Origin of the sequence: Frankia sp. QA3 (genome assembly GCF_000262465.1) — a bacterium.
Lineage (GTDB): Bacteria > Actinomycetota > Actinomycetes > Frankiales > Frankiaceae > Frankia.
Genome location: NZ_CM001489.1, coordinates 3,345,873 through 3,368,800 on the forward strand (window position 1 = coordinate 3,345,873; position 22,928 = coordinate 3,368,800).

The following is a 22,928-nucleotide window of genomic DNA, read 5'->3' on the forward strand; positions in this document are numbered from 1 at the left end:
GGCCCTGCACTCCGGCGCCCTGGCCCTTGCTCACGCCCTGGCGCAGGTCGGCGGGCCGGGTGGCTGGGCGGCCCGGCTCGCCCGGCTCGGCGACGAGCTCGATGCCGACGCCGCGATGCTGCGCCGCCGGGTCGCGCTGGCGGAGGGTGCCGACGACGCGAGGCGATCACTCCTGCCGGCGGCGGCCGTCATCGCGCCGGCTGTGCACCGTTCGGCGGCGCTCCTCGACACCCGGCCCGTCCTCGGCACCCGGGCCGTCCTCGACACCCGGGCCAGTCCCGACACCGAGGCCGTTCCTGACGCGGGCGGAGGACCGGCAGCGCACGCCGCGGGTGAGGCTGCGGGCCGGTCGCTGCTGCCCGGCGCCGTGTCGGGAGTCGAGGGCCTGGCCGGCCATCCCATCGGGTCGGCCGGGCGCCCGCCCGGCGCCACCGGTGCCCGAGCTGGGCGGCGGGTGGGATCACCGGGCGGCCACGAGCCGGGGGGCCTCGGCACGCCCACGGCCAGACTGCGCGAGGCGCTGGGCGGGCTGCGCGCGCGAGCCGGCGACCCCGACTTCGTCGCCGGCTTCTACGACGCGCTCGGTCCGGCCGGGCTCGCGCACCTGCTCGCCAGGGTGGCGCAACGGGCCCGCGGGCCGATGGTCAACCGGGCGGCACCCCCGTCCGGTGTGGACCGGCGGGAGGCCGAGGAGATCCTCGGCCGGACGTTCGCCGCCTACAGCCGCGGCCGGTCGCTCGACGACTCCTGGCTGGGCCGGTTCAACACCCGAGGACGCCACGACCACGCCGAGACCGTGCTGCTGACACCCCTGCTGGGGGCCGACCGCGTCGACGGCGCGCTGCTCGACCGGCTGGGCCGACTGGCCTTCGGCCCCGGGTCCGGCCCGACGGCCCTCGGGGCGCCGGCGCACGGTCAGATGGCGGGCGCGGTGCGCAGCGCTACGGCGGACCGCGGTTACCGGGTCGCGTTGCTGGCCGCGATCGCCGCCGAACCGGGGCTCGCGGCCCGGTTCGCCGCGCGGTACGTCGAGGCGGTTCTGGGTGGCGCCGCCGTCGCAGACTTGGACCTTCCGGTGGCGGTCGGCCTCGACGACGCGACCGGGCGGGCCTGGTCCCGGCTGGTGGCCGCGGCCGGCGGCCCGGCGGCGCGGCGGGCGGATCCGCGCGGCTCGGCGGACTTCGTCGCCCGCCTCGCCGGGGCCGTGCGCGCCGCCGACGGGCCGGCGCTGCCGCTGCACCTGCACGCCGCCTTCGTCCCCGCGCTACGGACCTACCAGGAGGAGATGTACGACGCGGTGTCGGCCGTCGTTCCCGGGCCGGTCTCCCCGCCACCCGGGGCAGCAGCCGTCCGGGACGTCCCGGTCGCGGGGTGGCGGGCGCTGCTGCGGGAATGCCTGCGCGGCGGGGCGCTCGCCGGGCTGCTGGGTCGGGACGCCGCGGCCTACGCCAGCGGGCTCGACGAGCGGGTGGCGGGGCGCACGCGGGGCTGGAACGCCGGGGCCGGCGGCTACCCGTCGAGCCCGCGGGCACTGGGCTACCTGCGAGGTGCCCGGGCGCAGGCGTTCTTCACCGGCGCCCTCGGCGACGCCGCCGACGCGGTGCTGCGCGAGCATGCCGACGCCGGGTCCGCCCACCGTCGCCGGCAGGCGGTGATCCTCGACCTCCTCGGCACGGTGGCCACGTCGATCGACCCGACGAACCCGGCCGCCACGTTTCTCCATCTCGGCGTGGGGATCACCGTGGACATGGTCGAGGCCCTCGTCCGGGAGCGCTACCGCGACGTGTCCACCACCCGGCCGGCGTGGATCCTCGCCCGGCTGCGAGAGGCCGCGCGGGTCGGCCCGCAATGGGCCGCCGCCTACGAGGCGAGCGCCCGCCTGCTCTGGGCCCGCCGCGGCGGCGACCCGCTGCGGCCGATCGCGGTGACCGGGAGCGACGGGCTGCGCCGCGTGTACACCGGGGATCCGCGCGGGGACGGATACATCACCGGTCCGGCGACAGACTTCCTCGACGTCGCCGGCAATCCCCGACCGGCCGCGGCGATGACCCCGGCGCAACGGGGCGCGTACCTCGCCTGGCTGGAGAGCCCGGCGCTGGTCGCCAACAACGACCGGCTGCCCGTCCTGGCCGGGGCGGGCGCGCTCGGCGAGGCGCGGATCCCGCCGGACGAGGCGCTACGGCCGAGCGGATGACGATCCGATCAGCCCAGCACGTCGGCCAGGTCGACGCGCACCGGCCGCTCGAGCTGGGCGAAGGTGCAGCTGCGCGGGGCGCGGTCCGCCCGGTGCCGCCACGGCCCGCGCAGCCGGGATGGACGGGACGCCGCTAGAGGATCATCCCGGCGCCGAGGGTGGCTCCGCTCGCCTCGTCGATGAGCAGCACGCTGCCCGTGTTGCGGTTACGGCGGTACGGGTCGTAGCACAGCGGCGAGGTCGTCCGCAGCGCGATCCGGCCGATGTCGTTGAGGCCCAGTGTCTCGACGGTCTCGTCGCGGTGCAGCGTGTCGATGTCGACGCGGTAGCAGATGTCGGTGACCATCGCCCGCACCGACCGGGTGGTGTGCTTGATCCCGACCCGGGCCCGGCGGCGCAGGGGGGCGTCGACCATCCAGGAGACCATGAGGTTGAGGTCCTGCCCGACGGTCGGCTGGTTGTTGGGCCGGGCGATCAGGTCCCCGCGGGAGACGTCGAGGTCGTCCTCCAGTCGGACGGTGACCGACATCGGGGGGAACGCCTCCTCGACCGGCCCGTCGTAGGTGTCGATCCCGGCGACCCGCGACGTCAGCCCGGACGGCAGCACGATGACGTCGTCGCCGGGCTTGAGCACGCCGCCGGCGACCTGCCCGGCGTAGCCGCGGTAGTCGTGCAGCTCCTCGCTGCGCGGCCGGACCACCCACTGCACCGGGAACCGCACGTCGATCAGGTTGCGGTCGGAGGCGATGTGCAGCTCCTCCAGGTGGTGCAGCAGCGAGCTGCCGTCGTACCAGGGCGTGCTCGGCGAACGGGACACCACGTTGTCCCCGGTCAGCGCGGACACCGGGATCGTGGTGACGTCGACGATCTCCAGCTTCGCGGCGAAGTGCCGGAACTCCTCCTTGATCTTCTCGAAGACCTCCGGGTCGAAGTCGACGAGGTCCATCTTGTTCACGCAGAGCACCAGATGGGGCACCCGCAGCAGGGAGGCCAGGAACGCGTGCCGGCGGGTCTGCTCGACGACGCCCTTGCGCGCGTCCACGAGCAGCAGCGCGAGGTCGGCGGTCGAGGCACCGGTGACCATGTTGCGGGTGTACTGCACGTGCCCCGGGGTGTCCGCGAGGATGAACGACCGCCGCGGGGTGGCGAAGTAGCGGTAGGCGACGTCGATGGTGATGCCCTGCTCCCGCTCGGCCCGCAGGCCGTCGGTGAGCAGCGCGAGGTCGACGTAGCCGTCGCCGCGCTCTCGGCTGGTCCGCTCGACCGCGGCCAGCTGGTCGGAGAACAGCGACTTCGTGTCGTAGAGGAGCCGGCCGATCAACGTCGACTTCCCGTCGTCGACCGACCCCGCGGTCGCCACGCGCAGCAGCTCGGCCATCAGAAGTACCCCTCCCGCTTCCGGTCCTCCATCGCCGCCTCGCTGACCCGGTCGTCGGCCCGGGTCGCGCCCCGCTCGGTGATCCGCGTCGCCGCGACCTCGGCGATGACCTCGTCGACGGTCGCCGCGGTCGACTCGACCGCCCCGGTGCAGGTGATGTCCCCGACCGTGCGGTAGCGGACCTGGCGCGGCACCACGGCCTCGCCGGCGCGCGGCTGCGTCAGCGGGGTGACCGCGAGCAGCATGCCGTCGCGCTCGAAGGTCTCGCGGCTGTGCGCGTAGTAGATCGAGGGGATCTCCAGGCGCTCCTGGGCGATGTAGCGCCAGATGTCCAGCTCGGTCCAGTTCGACAGCGGGAAGACCCGGATGTGCTCGCCGGGGCGGTGCCGGCCGTTGTAGAGCGACCACAGCTCGGGGCGCTGGTTCTTGGGGTCCCACTGGCCGAACTCGTCGCGGAAGGAGTACACCCGCTCCTTGGCCCGGGCCTTCTCCTCGTCGCGGCGGGCGCCGCCGAACACCGCGTCGAACCGGTTGTCCGTGATCGAGTCGAGCAGCACCGGCGTCTGCAGCTGGTTGCGGGAGGCTCCGGGCCGGGTGTCCTCGGTGAGCTCACCGGCGTCGATCGCCGCCTGCACGGAGCCGACCACCAGGCGGGCGCCGAGCTCGGCCGCGCGACGGTCCCGGAACTCGAGGACCTCGTCGAAGTTGTGGCCGGTGTCGATGTGCAGCAGCGGGAAGGGCAGCTTCGCGGGCCAGAACGCCTTCTCGGCCACCCGCAGCATGACGATCGAGTCCTTCCCGCCGCTGAACAGCAGCGCGGGACGCTCGAACTCGGCCGCCACCTCACGGAAGATGTGGATGGCCTCGGCCTCGAGCATCTGCAGGTGGGTGAGCTCGTAACCCGCGACAGGCACGCGAAAACCCCTCGTCTCGCCGATGTATCAGTCCAAAGTAGCCGACCCGGCCGTCCCACCGGCGGTTTCGCCGACGTTAACCGGCTCACCTGCAACCCAATTCCTTCAGTGCAGCACATGCGCAACACGACGGACACCCGACGGTCGCGACCGGCACCCGCATGGACCACCTGCGGCACCGGGCGACCACCGAGCGTGGTCTCACCGCTGCGGACCGGCCGCCTGAATCGCCGCGAGCACCGCCGGGCCCAGGGCCGCATCGCAGATGACCAGGTCGGGCAGCAACGGGTCAGGTTGGTTGTACCGCAGCGGGGTGCTGTCGAGGCGGCTCGTGTGCAGCCCCGCCGCCCGCGCAACCGCCACCGGGGCCGCGGAGTCCCACTCGTACTGCCCGCCGGCATGCAGGTAGATCTCCGCCTGGCCGCGGATGACCGCGGCGGCCTTCGCGCCGGCCGACCCCATCGGGACGATGCTGGCGCCCAGGGCCTCGGCGACCTCCCCGACGATGCGGGGCGCCCGGGTACGGCTGGCGACGATCCGCGGCGGGCGCGCCGCGGCCGGCCGGGCCGGCGGATCGCCGCCGGCCGACAGCGTCACGTTCAGCGCCGGCAGGGCGACGGCCCCGGCGATGAGCTCGCCGGCGCGCCACAGCGCGACGTGCACCGCCCAGTCCGTCCGGCCGGGCTCGGCGAACTCGCGGGTGCCGTCGAGCGGGTCGACGATCCAGACCCGCTCGGCGGACAGCCTGGCCGGGTCGTCGACGCCCTCCTCGGACAGCACCGCGTCCTGCGGGCGGTGGCGGGCCAGAGCTCGGGCCAGGAGCTGATGGGAGCGCGCGTCGCCGGCGTCGCGCAGGGTGGCGGGCTCGGCGAACCCGACCTCCTCCCGGATCCTGAGCAGCAGTTTGCCGGCATCCGTGGCCAGTCGCCGGGCCAGAACGTCGTCGTCGAGTTCGTCGGTCGCGATGTCGACGGGGACGGTGGCCGGCGGGCGGGTGTCGTCGGTGTTCATCGGGACGGAGTCTGTCACCCGCTACGGTCGCGGGTGTGAGTGCCACCTCTCATCCGGATCCCGATCCCGACCGCGTCCCGAAGCCGGGCCCTGCGGGCGCCGCCGGCCCGGCAGGCGAACCCGCCGCCGACGATCCACTGCTCTCGCTGGTGACGCCGGACCGCGCCGCGGAGCTGACGACGGCCTCGCTCGGCTGGCCGTCGCTCACCCTGACGCCGCTGCAGCTCGCCGAGCTGGAGCTGCTGCTCGTCGGCGCCTTCGGCCCGAACCCCGGCTACCCGGCGCAGGAGGAGGTGGCCGGCGTGCCGGTCCCGACCCTCGCCGTCCCGGCCGCCGATGCCGAGCCGCTGGCGGCGGGCGCGACCGTCGCCCTGCGTGACCCGGAGGGGGTGATGATCGCCGCCCTGCACCTGAGCACGCCGCTCCCGTCCCCGGCCGGGTCCACCGTGCGCCTGGTCGGCACCCTGGAAGGGGTGCGCCTGCCGCACCACCCGGACCATCCCGCGCTGCGGCTGACCCCGGACCAGCTCCGCGCCGAGCTGCGCGCCCGGGGTTGGACCGGCCCGCAGGTGGGAGCGGGGGCGGTGTGGGCGGTCTGGGCCGACGGCCTGCTGCACACCGCGGACGTGGGACGCATCCGGGCCCTGACCCGGCAGGGCAAGCGGTGCGTGGTGCTCGCCCCGGTGGGCGGCGCCGACCCGGCGGACGCCGGGCATCACCTGCGGGTCCGCTGCCTGCAGGCCGCGCTCGACGCCGTCGACGCGCCGCTGCGCCCGAGCGAGGCGACCCTGGCCTCCGAGTCGGTGGCCTCCGACGCGATCGCGGCGGGCGGCGCCGGCCGCTGGCATGAGCCGGCGCCCGACCCCTACCGCCGCCCGGGTGTCGGCGACCACCCGCCGCGCCACCGCAGCCTGCTGGTCCTCGTCCCGGCCATCCCCTCGCCGCTGCTGGCCACCCCCCGGGAGCCCGGGATGAGCGCGACGGTCCTGCCACCCGCCGGCGGCGCGCGCCATCCGCTGGCCCCCGGACCGGCCGGCGTCGAACCGGCGGGCCTGTCACCGGCGGGCATTCCACTCGAGCCGGACGGCGGCGCGGCGGGCGGCGAGCCGCCGACGAACGGGGACACCGACGGCCTGGCCCGGCTCACCGCCCAGCGGGCGCACCTGGCCAGCAGCTACGGCCTGTCCGGCAGCCTGATCGGCCCGGCCATCGGCGCACCCGGCCGCCAGGAGCTGGCCTCACTGCTCGACGCCGGGGGTCCGATCCCCGCCGAGCTGACCCCGCCCGCGGTGGCCGCGGAGCTCGCCCGGGCGATCCCCCCGCGGTCCCAGCGCGGGCTGACCATCTTCTTCACGGGGCTGTCCGGCTCCGGGAAGTCGACCCTGGCCGGGCTGCTGGTCTGCCGGCTGCTCGAGCAGGGCGGGCGGCGGATCACCCTGCTCGACGGGGACGTCGTGCGCACCCATCTGTCCCAGGGTCTGGGCTTCTCCCGCGCCGACCGGGACATCAACGTGCGCCGCATCGGGTTCGTCGCCGCCGCGGTGGCCGGGGCGGGCGGCACCGCGGTCTGCGCGCCGATCGCCCCCTACGCCGAGGTGCGCGCGCAGGTCCGCGAGATGGTCCACGCGGCCGGCGGTGGCTTCGTCCTGGTCCACGTCTCGACGCCGCTCGAGGTCTGCGAGGCGCGCGACCGCAAGGGCCTGTACGCCAAGGCCCGGGCCGGCGTCATCCCCGCGTTCACCGGCGTGTCGGACCCGTACGAGGAACCCGCCGACGCCGATGTCACGGTGAACACCGCGCAGCTGTCCGGTGACGAGGCCGTCGACCGCGTCCTCGATCACCTGCGCGTCGCCGGCTGGCTCGCCCCCGCGTAGCCGGTCAGCCTTGCCTTTCTGCAGGACGAAACGGACACGTTGGGCTGCGGAAAGGCAAGGAAGCCGCGCCCCGGGGCGGGCACGGGGCGGGCACGGGGCGGGGTCGGCGAGGGTCAGTAGGCGCCTTCGCGGCGCAGGACGGCGAAGACGGTCCGCCAGAGGATGACGAAGTCCATCGCCAGCGACCAGTTCTCCACGTAGCGCAGGTCGAGGCGGACCGACTCGTCCCACTCCAGGTCCGAGCGGCCGCTGATCTGCCACAGGCCGGTCAGGCCGGGCTTCACCATCAGCCGGCGGTGCACGTCGTCCTCGTAACGGGCGACCTCCGAGGGCAGCGGCGGGCGTGGCCCGACCAGTGACATGCTGCCGTTGAGCACATTGATCAGCTGCGGCAGCTCATCGAGGGACCACTTGCGCAGGAACTTCCCGACGCGGGTGACCCGGGGGTCGTCGCGCATCTTGAACAGCAGGCCCTCGGCGCGCTCGTTGCGCGACTCCAGCTCCGCCTTGCGCGCCTCCGCGTCCACGTACATGGAGCGGAACTTGAACATCGTGAAGTGCTCGCCACCCCGGCCGACCCGGGTCTGCTTGAACAGCGCCGGGCCGCGGCTGGTCAGCCGGACCGCGATCCCGAGGCCGAGCAGGACCGGCAGGAACAGCAGGATCACCGTGCCGGCGACGCAGCGGTCGAACACGCCCTTCATGACCCGGCGGGTCCCGCTGAGCTCCGGCTCCTCGATGTGCAGCAGGGGCAGCCCGGCCACCGGGCGGATCGAGATGCGCGGGCCGGTCACGTCGGTCAGCGCCGAGGAGACCAGCACGTCGACGTCACTGCCCTCCAGCGTCCACAGCACCCGGCGCAGGGTCTCCCCGTCCATCTGCGGGCAGATCGCGACGGTGGTGGCGTGGGTGGCGGTGATGGCGGTGTGCAGGGTCTCCGAGGTGCCCACGATCGGCACACCCAGCAGGTCGAACCCGCTGATCTCGGGGCGGTCGTGGCTGTGCCGGCCGGGTGAGCGGTCGAGCACGACGCCGACCACGGACCAGCCCGAGGTCGGGTCACGCTGAGCGAGGCGGACCAGGGTGGCGGCCGACTCGCCGGCGCCGACCACGAGGACCCGGTGCAGGCAGCGCCCGGCGCGGCGCATCCGATGCAGGATGCCGCGCCCGATGACCCGGCCGGCCACCGAGAGCAGGGTCGCCGCCGGGAACGCGATGAGGACGTAACTGCGGGCGATCTCCGCCTTGGTCGCGTAGGAGACGATGGCGAGCGTGGCCGTGAACCTGGCCGCGGCGTTGACCACCCGTCGGAACTCCTCCGACCCGCCGCCGAGGAACCTGGTCTCGTAGGCCCGGTTCAGCGACATGGCGAGCACCCACGCCAGCGGCAGCAGCACCGTGATGAGGATGTACGGCTTGACCGACACCGGCTCGGTGTCGAAGTCGACGATGTCGCCGAACCGCACGAAGAACGCAAGCCCCGCGGCGACCACGCAGGCCGCCGCGTCGAACAGGATCAGCAGCCGCACGTAGCGGCGCTCCCAGGTGACCTGCGCGCGGTAGGCCACGGTTTCGAGTGCCGCGACCGAGTGCGCCCGGGCGACGCTGTGGCGGCCCCCGGTCCCGGTCCAGCCGGGCTGCCCGCCCGACGGGCCCGCGGGCCCGGACGTTCCGGGCTGGGTCTGCGGCGGGTACGGGGCCGGGCCGGGCCGGGACCGCGGGACGAAGTTCGACCCTGCGGAGGCGCGGGCGTCCCCCGACATCGTCTCCGTCACTCGTGGCCCTCCCCAGGAACGTGACCCGCGGGATGACGCCGCCTGGCCGGCCCTGGGCGCCGCGTCGTCGCCCACACCGTTTCGATCGACCGGACCGTACGGATCAACCGAAATGCACGGATCGCCCGAACTGTACGGGTCGTCCGCCCTGTTCGGATAGTGCCGGTCATGAAGATGCCCCGTACTGCGCCGATCGCCGGCCATGGCGCGCTCGCCACAACGCCTCGGATCTCGGGTGTGGTCCGGGTCGAGCGCATCCTGCCGCGGCTCGGGGTACGCCTTGTTCGGACGGTCGCGAGCTCAACCATCGGTGATGCATCGACCGGACCTCCAGCGATCTTCCCCCGCCACTGACTGTGGGCCACCACGGACGGCGGGCCGGCTGCTCGCGCAGTGCCCGGATTCCACTGGGGTGCGCCACCACACACCGGAGCGATCCGGACCACCGGACACCGACGCGGCCGGCACGCCTGGTCGCGGGCAACGTTACCGGCTCTCCTCGGCCGATCTACCAGGGGCCCGGTGAAGCAGGTGCGGCCCGGCGCCGTGACCGCCGGCTGTTGCGGCGGCGTCATCCGTCCGTTTGTGGCGACTCAAGGTAGCAGAGATGGCGTCGACTGCTGGTAACCCGGCGTAGCGAAATTCCCGCGTTCAATCGTGGATACCCATATGCCGGACAGCACACGCCGGCCGCACGCTGCGTATACAAGCGGCGGCTGGACTGCTACTTTACGTAATGGCTCTTCGGCTCCGGCCGGGGAGCCGTCGGCTGCCCGGCCCGTACGGGCGCCGTCGGGGTGAAAACTGTGCGGTCCGGCTCGCGCCTGCGCGACGCCGGAGGGCACGGTACGGGACGGTCGGCGCCTGCCGGACGGGTGGGGGCGCCCAGGCAGGCGCCGGCTGCTGGTATTCAGTCGCGCGGCGGGCGCGCGCCGGGCCATGCCGGCGGCGACGCGCGTCCGCTACCGGTCAGGGCAGGGCGGCGACGATGTCGGCCAGGGACTTGCGGGCGCCGCTGTAGAACGGGGTCTCCAGCCGGGTGTGCCGACGGGTGGCGCTCCCCCGCAGATGGCGGATGCAGTCGACGATGCGGTGCAGCTGGTCGGCCTCGAACGCGAGCAGCCACTCGTAGTCGCCCAGGCCGAACGCGGCGACCGTGTTGGCCCGGACGTCCTCGAACTCTCGACCCATGATCCCGTGCTCGGCGAGCAGCCCGCGCCGCTCGTAGTCCGGCAGCAGGTACCACTCCAGGGACCGGTTGAACGGATAGACGCAGATGTACCCGCGCGGGTCCTCTCGGCGGACGAAGGCCGGGATGTGGTTGCGGTTGAACTCCGCCGGGCGGTGCAGCCCGACCGCCGACCACACGGGACGCAGATGGCCGCCCAGCGCCGTCTGGCGGAACCGCTGGTAGGTCTCCTGCAGCAGGTCGGGATCCGGGCTGGTCCACCAGACCATCAGGTCCGCGTCGGCCCGGTAGCCCGAGATCTCGTACGTTCCGCGGGTGTAGACGTCCTTCGCCAGGGCCCCCTCGAGCAGGGCGTCGGCCTCGTCGATCAGAGGAGTCCGATCGGCGGGCAGCGGGCGGTCGGCGGCGAAGACCGACCACCCGGTGTAGAGAAGCTCGGCGTTGAGCTCCTGAACGGACTTCGTGGACTCCGGCATACCCGTCTCCTCCTCACCCCGGCCGACCGGACCGGCCGGCCGGGTTGTTCCTCAGACCCCCGGACCCACCGGATCGGCCGGACTGCCCTGCGCCGTCCGGGCGGCGCGCAGCACCGCGGCGGCGGCGGCCTCCCCGGACCGGATGCAGGCCGGGATGCCGATGCCGTCGTAGCCGGCGCCGGCGAGCGCGAGGCCCGGCGGCAGCGCCCGGCGCACGCTGCCGATCCGGTTCAGATGGCCCGGAAGGTACTGCGGCAGCCCCCCGCCCCACCGGCTCACCCGGGTCGCGATGGGGCGCCCCGACAGCCCCGCGATCTGGGCGATCTCCGCCGCCGCCACGCCGGCGAGCTCGGTGTCGCCGCGCTGCAGGTCGTGCTCGGCGCCGGCGCGGCCGATGCTGGCCCGCACGACCGTGAGCCGGCCGGCGCCGACGTGCGGCCACTTCGTGGTCAGGAAGGTGGCCGCCTTCACCGACGTACCCGCCCGCGCCGGCACCAGGAACCCGCTGCCCGGTGGGGGGGTGATGTCCCGGTAGACCAGCGTAACCAGACCGACCGAGGCGTAGGGGACACCGGCGAGCGGGGCGGCCGCGTGCGGGGCCAGCGGGCTCAGCAGCGCCCGCGCCACCCCGGCGGGCACGGCGAGGATCACCGCGTCGGCCGCCAGCGGCTCGGGTGCCTCCCCGCCGCCGACCCGGGCGCATACGACCCGCCAGCCCTGCGCGCTGCGTTCCACGGCCCGCACCAGCACGCCGGTGCGCACGGTCGCGCCGGACCGCTCGGCCAGCCGCGCCGCGAACGACCCCAGGCCGGCGCGCAGGCTGGCGAACAGCGGCGTCGTCGGCGCGGAGGCCGCCGGTGCGGTGCGGGCTCGCACCCGGTGGGCGCCGAGCAGCAACGACCGGTCCTCGGTCAGGATCGGGACGAGCTGCGGCACGGTCGCCCGCAGCGACAGCGCGTCGGCCCGCCCGGCATACACCCCGCCGAGCAGCGGATCGACCAGCAGGTCGACGACCTCGCGCCCGACCCGGGCGCCGACGAAACCGCCCACGGTCGGGTCGTCGGGGAAGCGCGTGCGCGGCAGGGCCAGGTCGGCTGCGGCCCGCAGCAGCCCCCAGGGCGACAGCACCCCGGAGCGGACCAGGCCGAGCGCGTCGGTGGGCACGCCGAGCATGGTGTTCGGCGGGATCGGCCGCAGCCGGCCCCGGATCCACAGCGACGCCGAGGTCGTCGCCGGATGCACGATGTCGTGGCCGAGGCCGATCTGCCTGGCCAGCCGCAGACCGTCCGGGACGCGGGCGAGGAAGGACTCGGCGCCCTCCTCGACGTTCATCCCCTCGATCGGGGTGGTGCGCAGCTTGCCGCCGACGCGCTCCCCCGCCTCCAGGACGGTCACCTCGGCGTGGCCGGACAGGGCATGGGCCGCGGCGAGCCCGGCGACTCCCCCACCGACGATGACAACCCGCACGTTCCTGCCGCCCTTCACGATGAGTGGTGCCGTCCCACCAGGATTCACCATCGCGTCGCGCCCGCCCGGAGGTGGGCCGCGCCCCGGCGGCGGATCGCGGTGCGGTGGTGGACCGGGCCCCCATGGTGGACTGGGCCCCGATGGTGGTGGATCGGTAACCGGCGCTCGGCCGGCGGCCGCTGGTGGATCAACCGGCGTGGACGAGGTCGACGATGTGCGCGAGCACTCCCGGGTCGGTCTCCGGCAGGACGCCGTGCCCGAGGTTGAACACGTGCCCCTCCGCCTTCGCGCCGCGGGCAAGGACGTCGCCGACCTTGGCGGCGAGCACGGGCTCGGGCGCGAACACCGCCGCCGGGTCGAGATTGCCCTGCAGGGCCCGGCCCGGGCCGACCCGGCGGGCGGCCTCGTCGAGCGGGACCCGCCAGTCGACCCCGACGACGTCCGCGCCCGCCTGGCCCATGGCGGCGAGCAGCTCGCCGGTGTTGACGCCGAAGTGGATGCGCGGCACCTCGTCGGCGAAGGCGCCCAGCACCCGCGCGCTGTGCGGCGCCACGTAGCGCCGGTAGTCGTCCTCGCTGAGCGCACCGGCCCAGGAGTCGAACAGCTGCACCGCGTCGACGCCGGCATCGACCTGGACGCGCAGGAAGGCGGTGGTGATGGTGGCCAGCCGGTCGAGCAGGTCGTGCCAGAGCTTCGGCTCGCCGTACATCATCGCCTTGGTGCGCAGGTGGTTGCGGCTCGGGCCGCCCTCGACGAGGTAGCTGGCGAGGGTGAACGGCGCGCCCGCGAACCCGATCAGCGGGGTGCCGCCGAGCTCGCCGAGCAGGCTGCGGATCGCCTGCGTGACGTAGGGGACGTCGTCCGGTTCCAGGGCGCGCAGCGCCGCGAGCCCGGCGGCGTCGCGCACCGGCTCCGCGACGACCGGCCCCACCCCGGCGACGATGTCGATGTCGAGACCGATCGCCACCAGCGGCACGACGATGTCGGAGAAGAAGATCGCCGCGTCCGGCCGGAAGCGGCGCACCGGCTGCATGGTGATCTCGGTGATCATCGCCGGGTCGCGGCACGAGTCGAGCATCGGCACGTCGGCGCGCAGCGCCCGGTACTCGGGCAGGACGCGACCGGCCTGGCGCATGAACCAGACGGGGGTGGTCTCGGGCCGGTCCCGCCGGCAGGCCCGCAGGAACGGGGCGGTGGTGGCGAGGCCGGGCCGGCGGGCGGCGTCGCCAGGCCGGCGGAGGGCGTCACCAGGCCGGCGGAGGGCGTCACCGGAGCGCAGGGCGGCGCCGGCAGGCGGGAGGTCGGTCGCCGCGGCGGGCCGACCGGGGCGATGGGGGGTGTCGCCGTCCCGCGAGGGCGCGACCCGCGCCGAGGCGACCGCGACGCCGCTCGGCGCGGTCTGGACGCTGGCCGGCCCGGACCCGGGCCCGGCGTCGATGTGGACGACAGACATGCCTCGATCGTTGCATGCCCGCCGTACCTGTGCCGGTGCGACCAGGGTCACCCCGATCGGCACGGGCGGGTGATGACCGGCGTCGGCGTGGTCACGGTCCAGGCCGATCGGGGCATCCGGGGTCAGCTATCTTCTACTTTCAGTAGAAGAAGTTGCTGGTCCAGCCGGTGCCCGCCGACCTGGACCGCCCCGACCGGACCGTCCGGCCGGGTCGACCGCAGGCCGTCCAGGTGTGACGAATTCCGCTGTTCGCCCAGGTGAGCGGCCGGCGTGTCCGGACGGTGCACACCGCGCCGCCAAGGTGGGCTGGACCGGGCGGACCGCGCCCGCCAGCCAGCCCGAACCGGGGACCCGGCCGGGCCGGACCGGGTCCCGGCAACGTCTCGACCCGGCCACGAGTGTCACGACAGCGACGACCACGACAGCGACCACGACAGCGACAGCGACAGCGACAGCGACAGCGACGACGATTGAGGATTCACCGATGATCGATAAGTCCCCGCACGGCGGCTCCCGGATCCTGACCGCGGCCCGCGCCGTCTCGTTCGCCGAGGCTACGTCGTTCCTCCTGCTGCTCATCGCCACGGGGATCAAGTACGGCGCCGACCATCCCCAGGGAGTGAAGATCCTCGGCCCGATCCACGGCACGCTCTTCCTCGCCTACTGCGCACTCATCGGCTACCTGGCATTCGTCGGGCGCTGGCCACGCCGGCGCACCGTGCTGGCCCTGATCGCCTCGGTGCTGCCGGTGGCGCCGTTCTTCGTGGAGCGGCACTGGCTGCGGGGCGACGCCGGCACACCGGGCAGCGCGAGCGCGCCGACCAGCCCGGGCGCGCGGCCCGTCTCCCGGCCCACCGCCCGCCGGAGCTGACGCCCCGCCCGGTCCGCATGCACGCCCCAGCGAAACGGGGCGAGCCCCTCGACCGGGGATCTCCCGCCCACACCGCATCGAGATGGGCTCACGCGACACGCCGGAAGAGAATGCGCGGACATCTGTCCGTCCCGTGGCACCGTCAGTCCGGTCGGAATGAGGGCAGAGGGTGCGCGTTGTCCGCGTTCCCCCGTCGGCCGGCAGTCGCGGGGGCGCATGATCCGTGGTGCAAGCGCCCACCGCACCCGAGGGGACGCAACACGCAGCAACCGTGCGCGGGGAGTGGTGTTCGAGTGGAACTGGTCCGGGTGGGCACCAACGATCACATCGTTCTCGCCTGCGCCGAATGCGGTGACGAGCGGCCGTTCGAGCAGCCGCCGTGCGCGGACGGACATGGGGCGGACTGCCCGGAGTGGGCCTGCACCGAGTGTGGTGCCGCGGTGCTCGTGGGACCGGTCCCGGCCGCCAGGCCGGCGGCGCACCCACGCCCGGCCCGGGAGGCTGCCGCCGCGGCGCGGGACCATCGCGGCCGCGAGCGCGCCGCCGCCCGGATCCCGGCGTGAGCCTGCACAATCCCGCCCCGCGTCCCGATTACGGCGCCTCCCCGGGGCGTCCCGGGGCGTACGGCGAGCCCGCCGCGACGGAGGCAGCACCCGGGCCACGGGAGGTTCCGGTCCTGCGGGATCCGGCGGCACACCGCTCCAGCCATCGCCTCATCGGCGCCCGACCACACGCAACGGGGTCGAAGCCGCACGCTCCGGCGTCCGCCCAGCGCGATCAAGGTCGACGCCCTAACGTTGCCGTCATGGGGGCTGCGCAGTCGTACGAGGCGAGCCCGCCGATTTTTCTCGCGGTCACCGACGCCATGCGCGACGGGATGACGCGACTGCGTCCGGAGATCAGCGTGCACGAGGTCGCGGCCCCGACCCGGCTCGCGCCGTACGCCTTCGCGCTTGCCGGCGGCCTGACCGGCGATGCCGCCGACGTCGCCGCCGGCCGGCTGATCGTCCTGATGGACCCGGACGGACAGCCGGCCTGGCAGGGCAGCGCCCGCATCGTCTGCTATGCCCGGGCGAGCGTCGATGCGGAGATCGCCACCGATCCGCTGCTGGCCGAGGTGACCTGGTCGTGGCTGCGGGAGTCCCTCGACGCGCACGGCGCGCAGATCCGCGCGCTCGGCGGCGCGGTGACGACGACTTCGTCGCGGCGGTTCGGCGTCCTGCGGGCGGAGGGGGACAGCTTCGACGTCGAGCTGCGCTGTTCCTGGTCGCCCGACTGGGCGGAGACCGCGCTCGGCGCCGACCCGGTCGCCGCGGGCCCGGCCGGCTCCGAGCCGGCGCGGCCCGCGTGGAGTCCCGCCGGGGCAGCGGCCCATCTACTGGCCTTCGGTGACCTGCTGGCCGCCATGGCCGGCCTGCCACCGGCACTGTCCGGCGTCGTGCCGCTCCCCCAGCGCCGGGGCTGAAGCCGCAGGCCGCCGCCCCGGTTGCGGCATCACACCCAGCGGATCAGCCTACCCATCGGACTCACGAGCCGGCCACCGCACCCGGCAACGGTGTCACGATGCGTATAATTAGCGCGATTCGCTGTACAGCGCGGCTGCCTCCGCGAGGATTCAGACGTACGATCGCCGATCGTGACGTCGACGGTTCCTGAACCAACACAGCAGGTCAGCGGGGGTGTAAGCGCAAAGGTGGAGGGAGAGCCCAGCACCAGCGCCCGCGAGCCCATCCCGCTGCTCGCTCCTGTGGACGGCGTCCCTCCCGTGATCGTCGACGCCGCAGAGCTCGCCGCTGCGGCCGAGCGGCTGGCGGCCGGGACGGGCCCGGTCGCCTTCGACGCCGAGCGGGCGTCCGGGTACCGGTACAGCCAACGCGCCTACCTGGTCCAGATCCGGCGCCGGGGGGCCGGTTCGCTGCTCGTCGACCCGATCCCGCTGGGTGACCTCAGCGTCATCCAGGAAGCGGTGGGTGACGCCGAATGGGTACTGCACGCCGCCAGCCAGGACCTGCCCTGCCTGGCCGAGCTCGGGCTGCGGCCGAGCCTGCTGTTCGACACCGAGCTCGCCGGCCGGCTGCTGGGCTACGAGCGGGTCGGCCTCGGCATGATGGTCGAGCGGGTGCTCGGTTACGGCCTGGAGAAGGGCCACTCGGCGGCGGACTGGTCGACCCGGCCGCTGCCCGAGCCCTGGCTGCGTTACGCGGCGCTCGACGTCGAGTTGCTGGTGGAGCTGCGCGACGCGCTCGAGGCCGAACTGATCGAGCAGGACAAGATCGAGTTTGCCCGGCAGGAGTTCGCCGCGATCGCGGCGGCGCCGCCCCGGGAGCCCCGCGCCGAGCCGTGGCGGCGGACCAGCGGCATCCACCGGGCGCGCTCCCGCCGCCAGCTCGCGGCGGTGCGGGCCATGTGGACCGCCCGGGACCGGATGGCCCGAGCCCGGGACGTGGCCCCCGGCCGGGTCCTGCCGGACAGCGCCATCATGGACGCGGTCCTCAACGCCCCCGCCGACACCGCGGCGCTGATCCGCCTGCCCATCTTCTCGGGGCCGCGGATCCGCCGGACCGCGAGCACCTGGCTGGATGCGCTGCGCAGCGCCGCGGCGCTGCCCGACGACGAGCTGCCGGCGCCGGCCGGTCCCAGCGGCGACGGCCTGCCACCGCCGAACCGGTGGGCCGAGCGCGACCCGGTGGCCGCCGCCCGGCTGGCCCGGGTGCGGGCGGAGCTGTCCGCGCTCGCCGCCGCCCGCACCATGCCGGTGGAGAATTTGCTCGAACCCGCGCTGTCCCGGCGGATCGCCTGGTCCCCGCCCGATCCGCTGACCGAGTCGGCGGTGGAGGAGACGCTGCGCGCCGGCGGCGCCCGCGCCTGGCAGCGGGAGCTGACCCGCACGGCCCTGAAATCCGCGCTCGTCGACCCGGAACCCGACCCGGCCGACGAGATCGCCCCGACCGCCGCCGAACGCGCCGGCGGGCGGCGCGGGGGCCGCGGCGGTGGGGCCGGCGGAGTGGATCGGCCGCGCTCCCGCGGTGGGCGCGCCGGCGCCGGCCGGTCGGCGCGCGGGGCGGCCGGGCGGGCCACCGCCGGCTCTCCGGTCGGCGCGGCGTCGGCGGACGGCGGCGGCGCTTCCTCGGTCGGCGCGGCCCCGGCGTGCGGCGGCCCCACCGACCCGGCCACCGCGGGCGGCAGCGTGACGAAGCCGTCCGCGTCGGGCCCGGGCCCGACGGGTTCCGCCCCAGCCGGCCCCGGCCCGGCCTGATCCATCCGCCCGGGTGGAGGAGGCTCTCACCCGCTCGGAGCGAGGCGACGTCCGCTATCGATGCGTGCTGGACCGCTCCGACCTCGGCTAGCCCCGACCCCAGCGATCATGGTGTTCCACGAAACCGGGCCCGTTCTGAAGATCGGTACTGGCCCCAGGCGGGCCCGGGGCGATCTGCTGGCGCGGGGCGCCATCGGCCGTACCGCGACACCGGGGACAGACGACGCGAGTGGTCTACCGGCCGGTAACCGCTGCCGTAGGCTAGCCGGTGCCGGCGGTGTCCGCGCCGGTGCTGACCGCCCGCGCGGTCCCGTCGGGCCGGCGCGAGCGGGTCGGCGTCCCACGGCGAGGTGCCGGCGGCCGAGAGCCGCCGGTGGGGAGGCCACCGTGTTCGGTTCAGCCCGCGGTTCGGTCCGCGACGTGGTCTTCGTCGACGGCGTGCGCACGCCGTTCGGCAAGGCCAAGGGCGTGTACGCCGAGACCCGGGCCGACGACCTGATCGTCCGGGTGATCCGGGAGCTGCTGCGCCGCAACCCGTCGCTGCCGCCCGAGCGCATCGACGAGGTGGCGGTCGCGGCCACCACCCAGATCGGCGACCAGGGCCTGACGATCGGCCGGATCGCCGGCGTGCTGGCGGGGCTGCCCGAGTCGGTGCCCGGCTACGCCGTCGACCGGATGTGCGCCGGGGCCGTGACGGCGGTGACCACGACGGCCTCGTCGATCGCCGTGGGCGCCTACGACGTCGCCGTAGCCGGCGGGGTGGAGCACATGGGCCGCCATCCCATGGGCGAGGGCGCCGACCTCAACCCGCGGTTCGTCGCCGAGCGGCTGGTCGACCCGTCCGCGCTGGTCATGGGGTCGACGGCGGAGAACGTGCACGACCGCTTCCCAGCGATCACCCGGGAGCGGGCGGACGCCTACGCCCTGGCCTCCCAGGAGAAGGTTGCCAAGGCCTACGCGAACGGCCAGATCCAGCCCGACCTGGTCCCGATGGCCGCCCGCCACGCCGACAGCGGCTGGGAGCTGGTCACCGCCGACGAGCCGCCGCGCCCGACGACGACCCTCGACGGGCTGGCGGGGCTGCGTACCCCGTTCCGGCCGCACGGCCGGGTCACGGCGGGCAACTCCGCCGGGATCAACGACGGCGCCACCGGGTGCCTGCTCGCGGCCGCGGAGGTGGCCGCGGAGCTGGGGCTGCCGGCGCGGATGACGCTGGTCGGCTACGGGTTCGCCGGGGTCGCGCCGGAGGTCATGGGCGTCGGCCCCATCCCGTCGACGGAGAAGGCGCTCGCCCGCACCGGCCTGACGATCGACGACATCGGGCTGTTCGAGCTGAACGAGGCGTTCGCCGTGCAGGTGCTGGCCTTCCTCGACCATTTCGGCATCGCCGACGACGACCCCCGGGTCAACCAGTACGGCGGAGCGATCGCGCTGGGCCATCCGCTGGCCTCCAGCGGCGTGCGGCTGATGACCCAGCTGGCCCGGCAGTTCGCCGAGCATCCCGAGGTGCGCTACGGCATGACGGCGATGTGCGTGGGCCTCGGCATGGGGGCCACCACGATCTGGGAGAACCCCCACCACGGCGCCGCGACCACGGCGACGAGCTGACCGGGCCCTACGCGAGAACCCAGTCCCAGGAGAGGGCGGCATGACGATCGACGAGGTGACCCTGGACTACCCGGACGAGGTCGTCACGGCCGCGCACGTCCGGTACGTGACACTGCCCGGGGTGGCCGGTCCGGTCGCCCTCGTCACCCTCGACAACGGCCACGACCACACCCGGCCGAGCACCTTCGGCCCGGCCGGGCTGCGCCGGCTGCTCGCCGCCGTCGACGAGATCTCCGCGCACGACCCCCCGGTCGCCGCGATCGCCGTGACCGGCAAGCCGTTCATCTTCAGCGTCGGGGCGGACCTGGGCTTCCGGTCGTCGATCACCGAGGCGGACCGGCTGCGCCCGTCGCTGGACGCGCTCGGCCGCCTCGGCCACGACGCCTTCGCCCGGCTCGGTTCCGGCCGCCTCGACGGACGCAAGGTCCCCACCTTCGCGCTGGTCAACGGGGCGGCGCTGGGCGGCGGCCTGGAGCTGGCGCTGCACTGCGACTACCGGGCGCTGTCCGCCGGGATTCCCGCGCTCGCCTTCCCGGAGGTGTTCCTCGGCCTGGTGCCGGCCTGGGGCGGCACCCAGCTGCTGCCGAACCTGATCGGCGCCGACCGGGCGGTGTCCGTCATCATCGACAACGCGCTCAGCCAGAACCGCACCCTGCGCGGGTCCACGGCGTTCGAGCTGGGCATCGGGGACGTGCTGCTGGAGCCGGCCGACTTCCTGGAGGAGGCGCTGGCCTGGGTGGGCCGGGTGCTGCGCGGGGAGATCGACCCGGTGGCCGAGCGCCGCCCGGTGGAGCGGGGCGCCGTCTGGGCCGAGGCCGTCGCCCGCGGCCGGACGCTGGCCGACGCCAAGCTGCACGGCGCCGCGCCGGCCGCCTACCGGGCCCTCGATCTGATCGCGCTCGCCGAGACCGCCGATCGCGACACCGGCTTCGCCGCCGAGACCCAGGCGCTGGCCGACCTGTCGGTCAGCGGCGAGCTCGCCGCCGGGCTGTATGCCTTCGACCTGGTCCAGAAGCGGGCGAAGCGGCCGGTCGGCGGCCCGGATCCGGCGCTGGCCCGCCCGGTCACCAAGGTCGGGGTCGTCGGCGCCGGGCTGATGGCCGCCCAGCTCGCGCTCGTGTTCGCGCACCGGCTGGAGGTGCCGGTCGTGCTCACCGACATCGACGCCGAGCGTCTCGACGCCGGCGTCGCGAACGTCCACCGGGAGATCGACAACCTGCTGCTGCGCCACCGGATCTCCCCCGACCAGGCCAACCGGTACAAGGCCAACGTCACCGGCTCGTTGACCAAAGACGCCTTCGCCGACGCCGACCTGGTCATCGAGGCGGTCTTCGAGGACCTGGCGGTCAAGCAGGCCGTGTTCGCCGAGCTGGAGGCCGTGGTGGCGCCCACCGCGGTGCTGCTGACGAACACCTCCGCGCTGTCGGTCACCGAGATGGCCGCGCGGCTGGCCCACCCCGAGCGGGTCGCCGGCCTGCACTTCTTCAACCCGGTGTCCGTGCTGCCGCTCGTCGAGGTGGTCCGCGCGAACCGCACCGACGACGCGACGGTCGCCACGACCCTGGCCGTCGCCAGGACGTTGAAGAAGGACGCCGTGCTCGTCGCGGACGCGCCGGCGTTCGTCGTGAACCGCCTGCTCACCCGCTTCCTCGGTGAGGTGCTGGGCGCCGCGGAGCAGGGCGCGCCGATCGAGCAGGTCGACCACGCCCTGGATCCCCTGGGGCTGCCGATGTCGCCGCTCGTCCTGCTGTCGCTGGTCGGCCCGGCGGTGGCGCTGCACGTCGCCGAGGCGCTGCACGCCACCTTCCCGGACCGCTTCCGGGCGCCCGCGAGCCTGGCTCGGCTGGTCGAGGCGGGCCGGGGCTCGGTCTACACCACCGGTCCGGACGGCGCCCAGATCGTCGACCCCGAGGCCGCCGCGGCGCTGCGGTCGGCTGCGCAACCGCAGCCGCCCACGGCCGCCGAGGTGCGCGAGGCCGCCCTGCGGGCGCTCGCCGAGGAGATCCACCTCATGCTCGCCGAGAAGGTCGTCGCCGAGGCCGCCGACATCGACCTGTGCATGATCCTCGGCGCCGGCTGGCCGTTCCACCTCGGCGGGATCACCCCCTACCTGGACCGCACCGGCATCAGCGAGATCGTCACCGGCGAACGCTTCGCCCCGCCCGGCGTCGCCACCCCGCCCCGCTGACCCCAGCGGCTACCGGGCCGAGGTCAGCGCCGTTCGCATCCGATCGATCCAGTTCCCGATGTCACCGCCGAGCGCGGAACTGCGGGCGAAGGCATCCCGGTGGCGCTCCCACGCCGCCGGGAGCCTCTCGCACACCGCGGACGCGACTGCGTGCAGATCCGCCCCGGTCACCCCGAAACGGCGATCGAGCCGCGCTTCGAGCCGCGCGAACGAGGAGAGTCGGACCGAGTCGAACCGCTTGCTGCCCCCGAGTTTGAGCCCGAGATCGTCGAGGTGCCCGCCCTGTCTGCCGTACACGACGGTCGAAACCAGATCGTAGGCCGGTGAGAGAGTCGGCCGACGCTCGTCGAGGTAGATCAGCGACCAGTTCTTCAGGTGGGCGTCCCCGTTACCGATCAGCACGTTGAAGGCCAGCCGGCGAGCCATCTCCTGGAGTGCCCGCAGGTCACGGCCGCGATAGGCCAGCGCCGCCACCGTCTCGAACGTGCCCTCGTACTTCGAGTCCGGATACTTGTCTCGGACCTGGGCGAAGTCCTCAATGTGAATCGCCGTCCGATCTCCTTCGCCGCGTCGGTCGAAACGGCGAACCGCATACGCCCATTCCTCGGAGTTCGGCCACATCCGGGACGGCAGGCCCTGAAGCTCGTCGCGGTGGACGAGCCGGACCTCGGGTACGTCGAGCCCCACCTCGGCGGCGAGCGACATCATCACGAACTCGTTCAGCGGGACCTCGCCGAACCGCTGATCAGGAAACTTGACCAACCAGTCACCGTGCTCACCCAGGGCGGGAACGGTAAGACGATCACCAGCGGCCAGCATCGAGAACTTCAGCGCAACCCCAGCCAGCGAGAATCGCCACGGCGACGCTGTGGCCTCGGAAGAGGCTCCGATCGATCTGTTTAGGCGCTCAGCAGGCCACTCCAAGGCCTCCGCGGCGACCTCCATCGGGAGAACCTGGACGGCGCCGGGGAGATCATGCCCGACCTGGGCGAGCAGTTCCATCTCCCGGTCGAGCGCGACATCCCGGTCCGCCGCGATCCACTCGCGTAGCGGCCCCTCAGGCAGCAGGTTCGAGAACCAGCGCGGCAGGCGCAGTGCGGCCGAATACCGACCGCGAAGATCCTCCTCGAATCGCAGACCGAGGACGGGACGAGACTCGTCGTTCAGATACTCCTCGGTGAAGGTGAACATCGTGTGGTCTCCGCGCTGCCGCAGAACCCCGACGTGCCGTCCGTGCAGCAGTACCGCATAGTGATGCTCAGTCGGAGTCACCG

At 74.3% G+C, this 22,928-nt stretch carries 16 protein-coding genes; 8 read left to right on the forward strand and 8 right to left on the reverse strand.

Annotated elements, in window-relative coordinates; all coding sequences use genetic code 11:
* The coding region (locus FRAQA3DRAFT_RS13800) for a hypothetical protein (protein ID WP_009739648.1) at window positions 1-2,194 on the forward strand (2,194 nt) is incomplete at its 5' end.
* Between the two features lie 133 nt (window positions 2,195-2,327).
* Here the strand turns inward: FRAQA3DRAFT_RS13800 and FRAQA3DRAFT_RS13805 are convergent.
* The 3 genes from FRAQA3DRAFT_RS13805 to FRAQA3DRAFT_RS13815 all read right to left on the reverse strand — a co-directional run bounded on the left by FRAQA3DRAFT_RS13805 (window position 2,328) and on the right by FRAQA3DRAFT_RS13815 (window position 5,497).
* The gene (locus tag FRAQA3DRAFT_RS13805; RefSeq protein WP_009739649.1) at window positions 2,328-3,572 is read right to left on the reverse strand and encodes a sulfate adenylyltransferase subunit 1; all 1,245 of its coding nucleotides are present in this window, start codon (window positions 3,570-3,572) and stop codon (window positions 2,328-2,330) included.
* Window positions 3,572-4,486 (reverse strand): sulfate adenylyltransferase subunit CysD, encoded by a 915-nt coding sequence (cysD, locus tag FRAQA3DRAFT_RS13810; protein ID WP_009739650.1) that lies wholly within the window; start codon window positions 4,484-4,486, stop codon window positions 3,572-3,574. The genes FRAQA3DRAFT_RS13805 and cysD overlap by 1 nt, the downstream gene beginning before the upstream one ends.
* A 201-nt stretch (window positions 4,487-4,687) precedes the next feature.
* Window positions 4,688-5,497 (reverse strand): 3'(2'),5'-bisphosphate nucleotidase CysQ, encoded by an 810-nt coding sequence (locus FRAQA3DRAFT_RS13815; protein WP_009739651.1) that lies wholly within the window; start codon window positions 5,495-5,497, stop codon window positions 4,688-4,690.
* Window positions 5,498-5,532: 35 nt separating this feature from the next.
* Between FRAQA3DRAFT_RS13815 and cysC the strand changes: the two genes are divergently transcribed.
* Window positions 5,533-7,371, forward strand: a complete 1,839-nt coding sequence (gene cysC, locus FRAQA3DRAFT_RS13820; protein WP_009739652.1) for an adenylyl-sulfate kinase — start codon at window positions 5,533-5,535, stop codon at window positions 7,369-7,371.
* Between the two features lie 113 nt (window positions 7,372-7,484).
* Here cysC and FRAQA3DRAFT_RS13825 read toward each other — a convergent pair whose 3' ends face one another.
* The 4 genes from FRAQA3DRAFT_RS13825 to hemE all read right to left on the reverse strand — a co-directional run bounded on the left by FRAQA3DRAFT_RS13825 (window position 7,485) and on the right by hemE (window position 13,731).
* Window positions 7,485-9,146, reverse strand: coding sequence for a sugar transferase (locus FRAQA3DRAFT_RS13825; RefSeq protein WP_009739653.1), 1,662 nt, complete (start codon window positions 9,144-9,146; stop codon window positions 7,485-7,487).
* 969 nt (window positions 9,147-10,115) lie between these two features.
* Window positions 10,116-10,811, reverse strand: a complete 696-nt coding sequence (gene hemQ, locus FRAQA3DRAFT_RS13830) for a hydrogen peroxide-dependent heme synthase (protein ID WP_009739654.1) — start codon at window positions 10,809-10,811, stop codon at window positions 10,116-10,118.
* Between the two features lie 51 nt (window positions 10,812-10,862).
* Window positions 10,863-12,278, reverse strand: a complete 1,416-nt coding sequence (gene hemG, locus FRAQA3DRAFT_RS13835) for a protoporphyrinogen oxidase (protein WP_035920971.1) — start codon at window positions 12,276-12,278, stop codon at window positions 10,863-10,865.
* A 187-nt stretch (window positions 12,279-12,465) separates the two neighbouring features.
* Window positions 12,466-13,731 carry a uroporphyrinogen decarboxylase gene (gene hemE, locus FRAQA3DRAFT_RS13840; protein WP_009739656.1) on the reverse strand — a complete coding sequence of 422 codons (1,266 nt, stop codon included), beginning with the start codon at window positions 13,729-13,731 and terminating at the stop codon, window positions 12,466-12,468.
* A 484-nt stretch (window positions 13,732-14,215) separates the two neighbouring features.
* Between hemE and FRAQA3DRAFT_RS13850 the strand changes: the two genes are divergently transcribed.
* The 6 genes from FRAQA3DRAFT_RS13850 to FRAQA3DRAFT_RS13875 all read left to right on the forward strand — a co-directional run bounded on the left by FRAQA3DRAFT_RS13850 (window position 14,216) and on the right by FRAQA3DRAFT_RS13875 (window position 21,654).
* Complete coding sequence (locus tag FRAQA3DRAFT_RS13850; RefSeq protein WP_009739657.1) at window positions 14,216-14,602, forward strand: DUF3817 domain-containing protein; 387 nt, start codon at window positions 14,216-14,218, stop codon at window positions 14,600-14,602.
* 293 nt (window positions 14,603-14,895) lie between these two features.
* On the forward strand, window positions 14,896-15,165 hold the full coding sequence (locus FRAQA3DRAFT_RS13855) for a hypothetical protein (protein ID WP_009739658.1): 270 nt from the start codon (window positions 14,896-14,898) through the stop codon (window positions 15,163-15,165).
* Window positions 15,166-15,407: 242 nt separating this feature from the next.
* Complete coding sequence (locus FRAQA3DRAFT_RS13860; RefSeq protein ID WP_009739659.1) at window positions 15,408-16,067, forward strand: DUF3000 domain-containing protein; 660 nt, start codon at window positions 15,408-15,410, stop codon at window positions 16,065-16,067.
* A 228-nt stretch (window positions 16,068-16,295) separates the two neighbouring features.
* Window positions 16,296-17,858, forward strand: coding sequence for a ribonuclease D (locus FRAQA3DRAFT_RS13865; protein ID WP_009739660.1), 1,563 nt, complete (start codon window positions 16,296-16,298; stop codon window positions 17,856-17,858).
* Between the two features lie 387 nt (window positions 17,859-18,245).
* Entirely contained in the window at window positions 18,246-19,466 is a 1,221-nt protein-coding gene (locus FRAQA3DRAFT_RS13870) for an acetyl-CoA C-acyltransferase (protein WP_009739661.1), read from the forward strand.
* Window positions 19,467-19,506: 40 nt separating this feature from the next.
* On the forward strand, window positions 19,507-21,654 hold the full coding sequence (locus FRAQA3DRAFT_RS13875; protein WP_009739662.1) for a 3-hydroxyacyl-CoA dehydrogenase NAD-binding domain-containing protein: 2,148 nt from the start codon (window positions 19,507-19,509) through the stop codon (window positions 21,652-21,654).
* Between the two features lie 9 nt (window positions 21,655-21,663).
* On the opposite strand, the gene FRAQA3DRAFT_RS13880 is transcribed toward FRAQA3DRAFT_RS13875, so the two are convergent.
* The gene (locus tag FRAQA3DRAFT_RS13880; RefSeq protein ID WP_009739663.1) at window positions 21,664-22,926 is read right to left on the reverse strand and encodes a type II toxin-antitoxin system HipA family toxin; all 1,263 of its coding nucleotides are present in this window, start codon (window positions 22,924-22,926) and stop codon (window positions 21,664-21,666) included.
* Between the last annotated feature and the right edge of the window lie 2 nt (window positions 22,927-22,928).

Bases quoted from the DNA above. Each gene is read 5' to 3' on its own strand.
- FRAQA3DRAFT_RS13805 (WP_009739649.1), bottom strand. From the start codon at position 3,572: ATGGCCGAGCTGCTGCGCGTGGCGACCGCGGGGTCGGTCGACGACGGG.
- FRAQA3DRAFT_RS13815 (WP_009739651.1), bottom strand. From the start codon at position 5,497: ATGAACACCGACGACACCCGCCCGCCGGCCACCGTCCCCGTCGACATC.
- hemQ (WP_009739654.1), bottom strand. From the start codon at position 10,811: ATGCCGGAGTCCACGAAGTCCGTTCAGGAGCTCAACGCCGAGCTTCTC.
- hemE (WP_009739656.1), bottom strand. From the start codon at position 13,731: ATGTCTGTCGTCCACATCGACGCCGGGCCCGGGTCCGGGCCGGCCAGC.
- FRAQA3DRAFT_RS13850 (WP_009739657.1), top strand. From the start codon at position 14,216: ATGATCGATAAGTCCCCGCACGGCGGCTCCCGGATCCTGACCGCGGCC.
- FRAQA3DRAFT_RS13860 (WP_009739659.1), top strand. From the start codon at position 15,408: ATGGGGGCTGCGCAGTCGTACGAGGCGAGCCCGCCGATTTTTCTCGCG.
- FRAQA3DRAFT_RS13875 (WP_009739662.1), top strand. From the start codon at position 19,507: ATGACGATCGACGAGGTGACCCTGGACTACCCGGACGAGGTCGTCACG.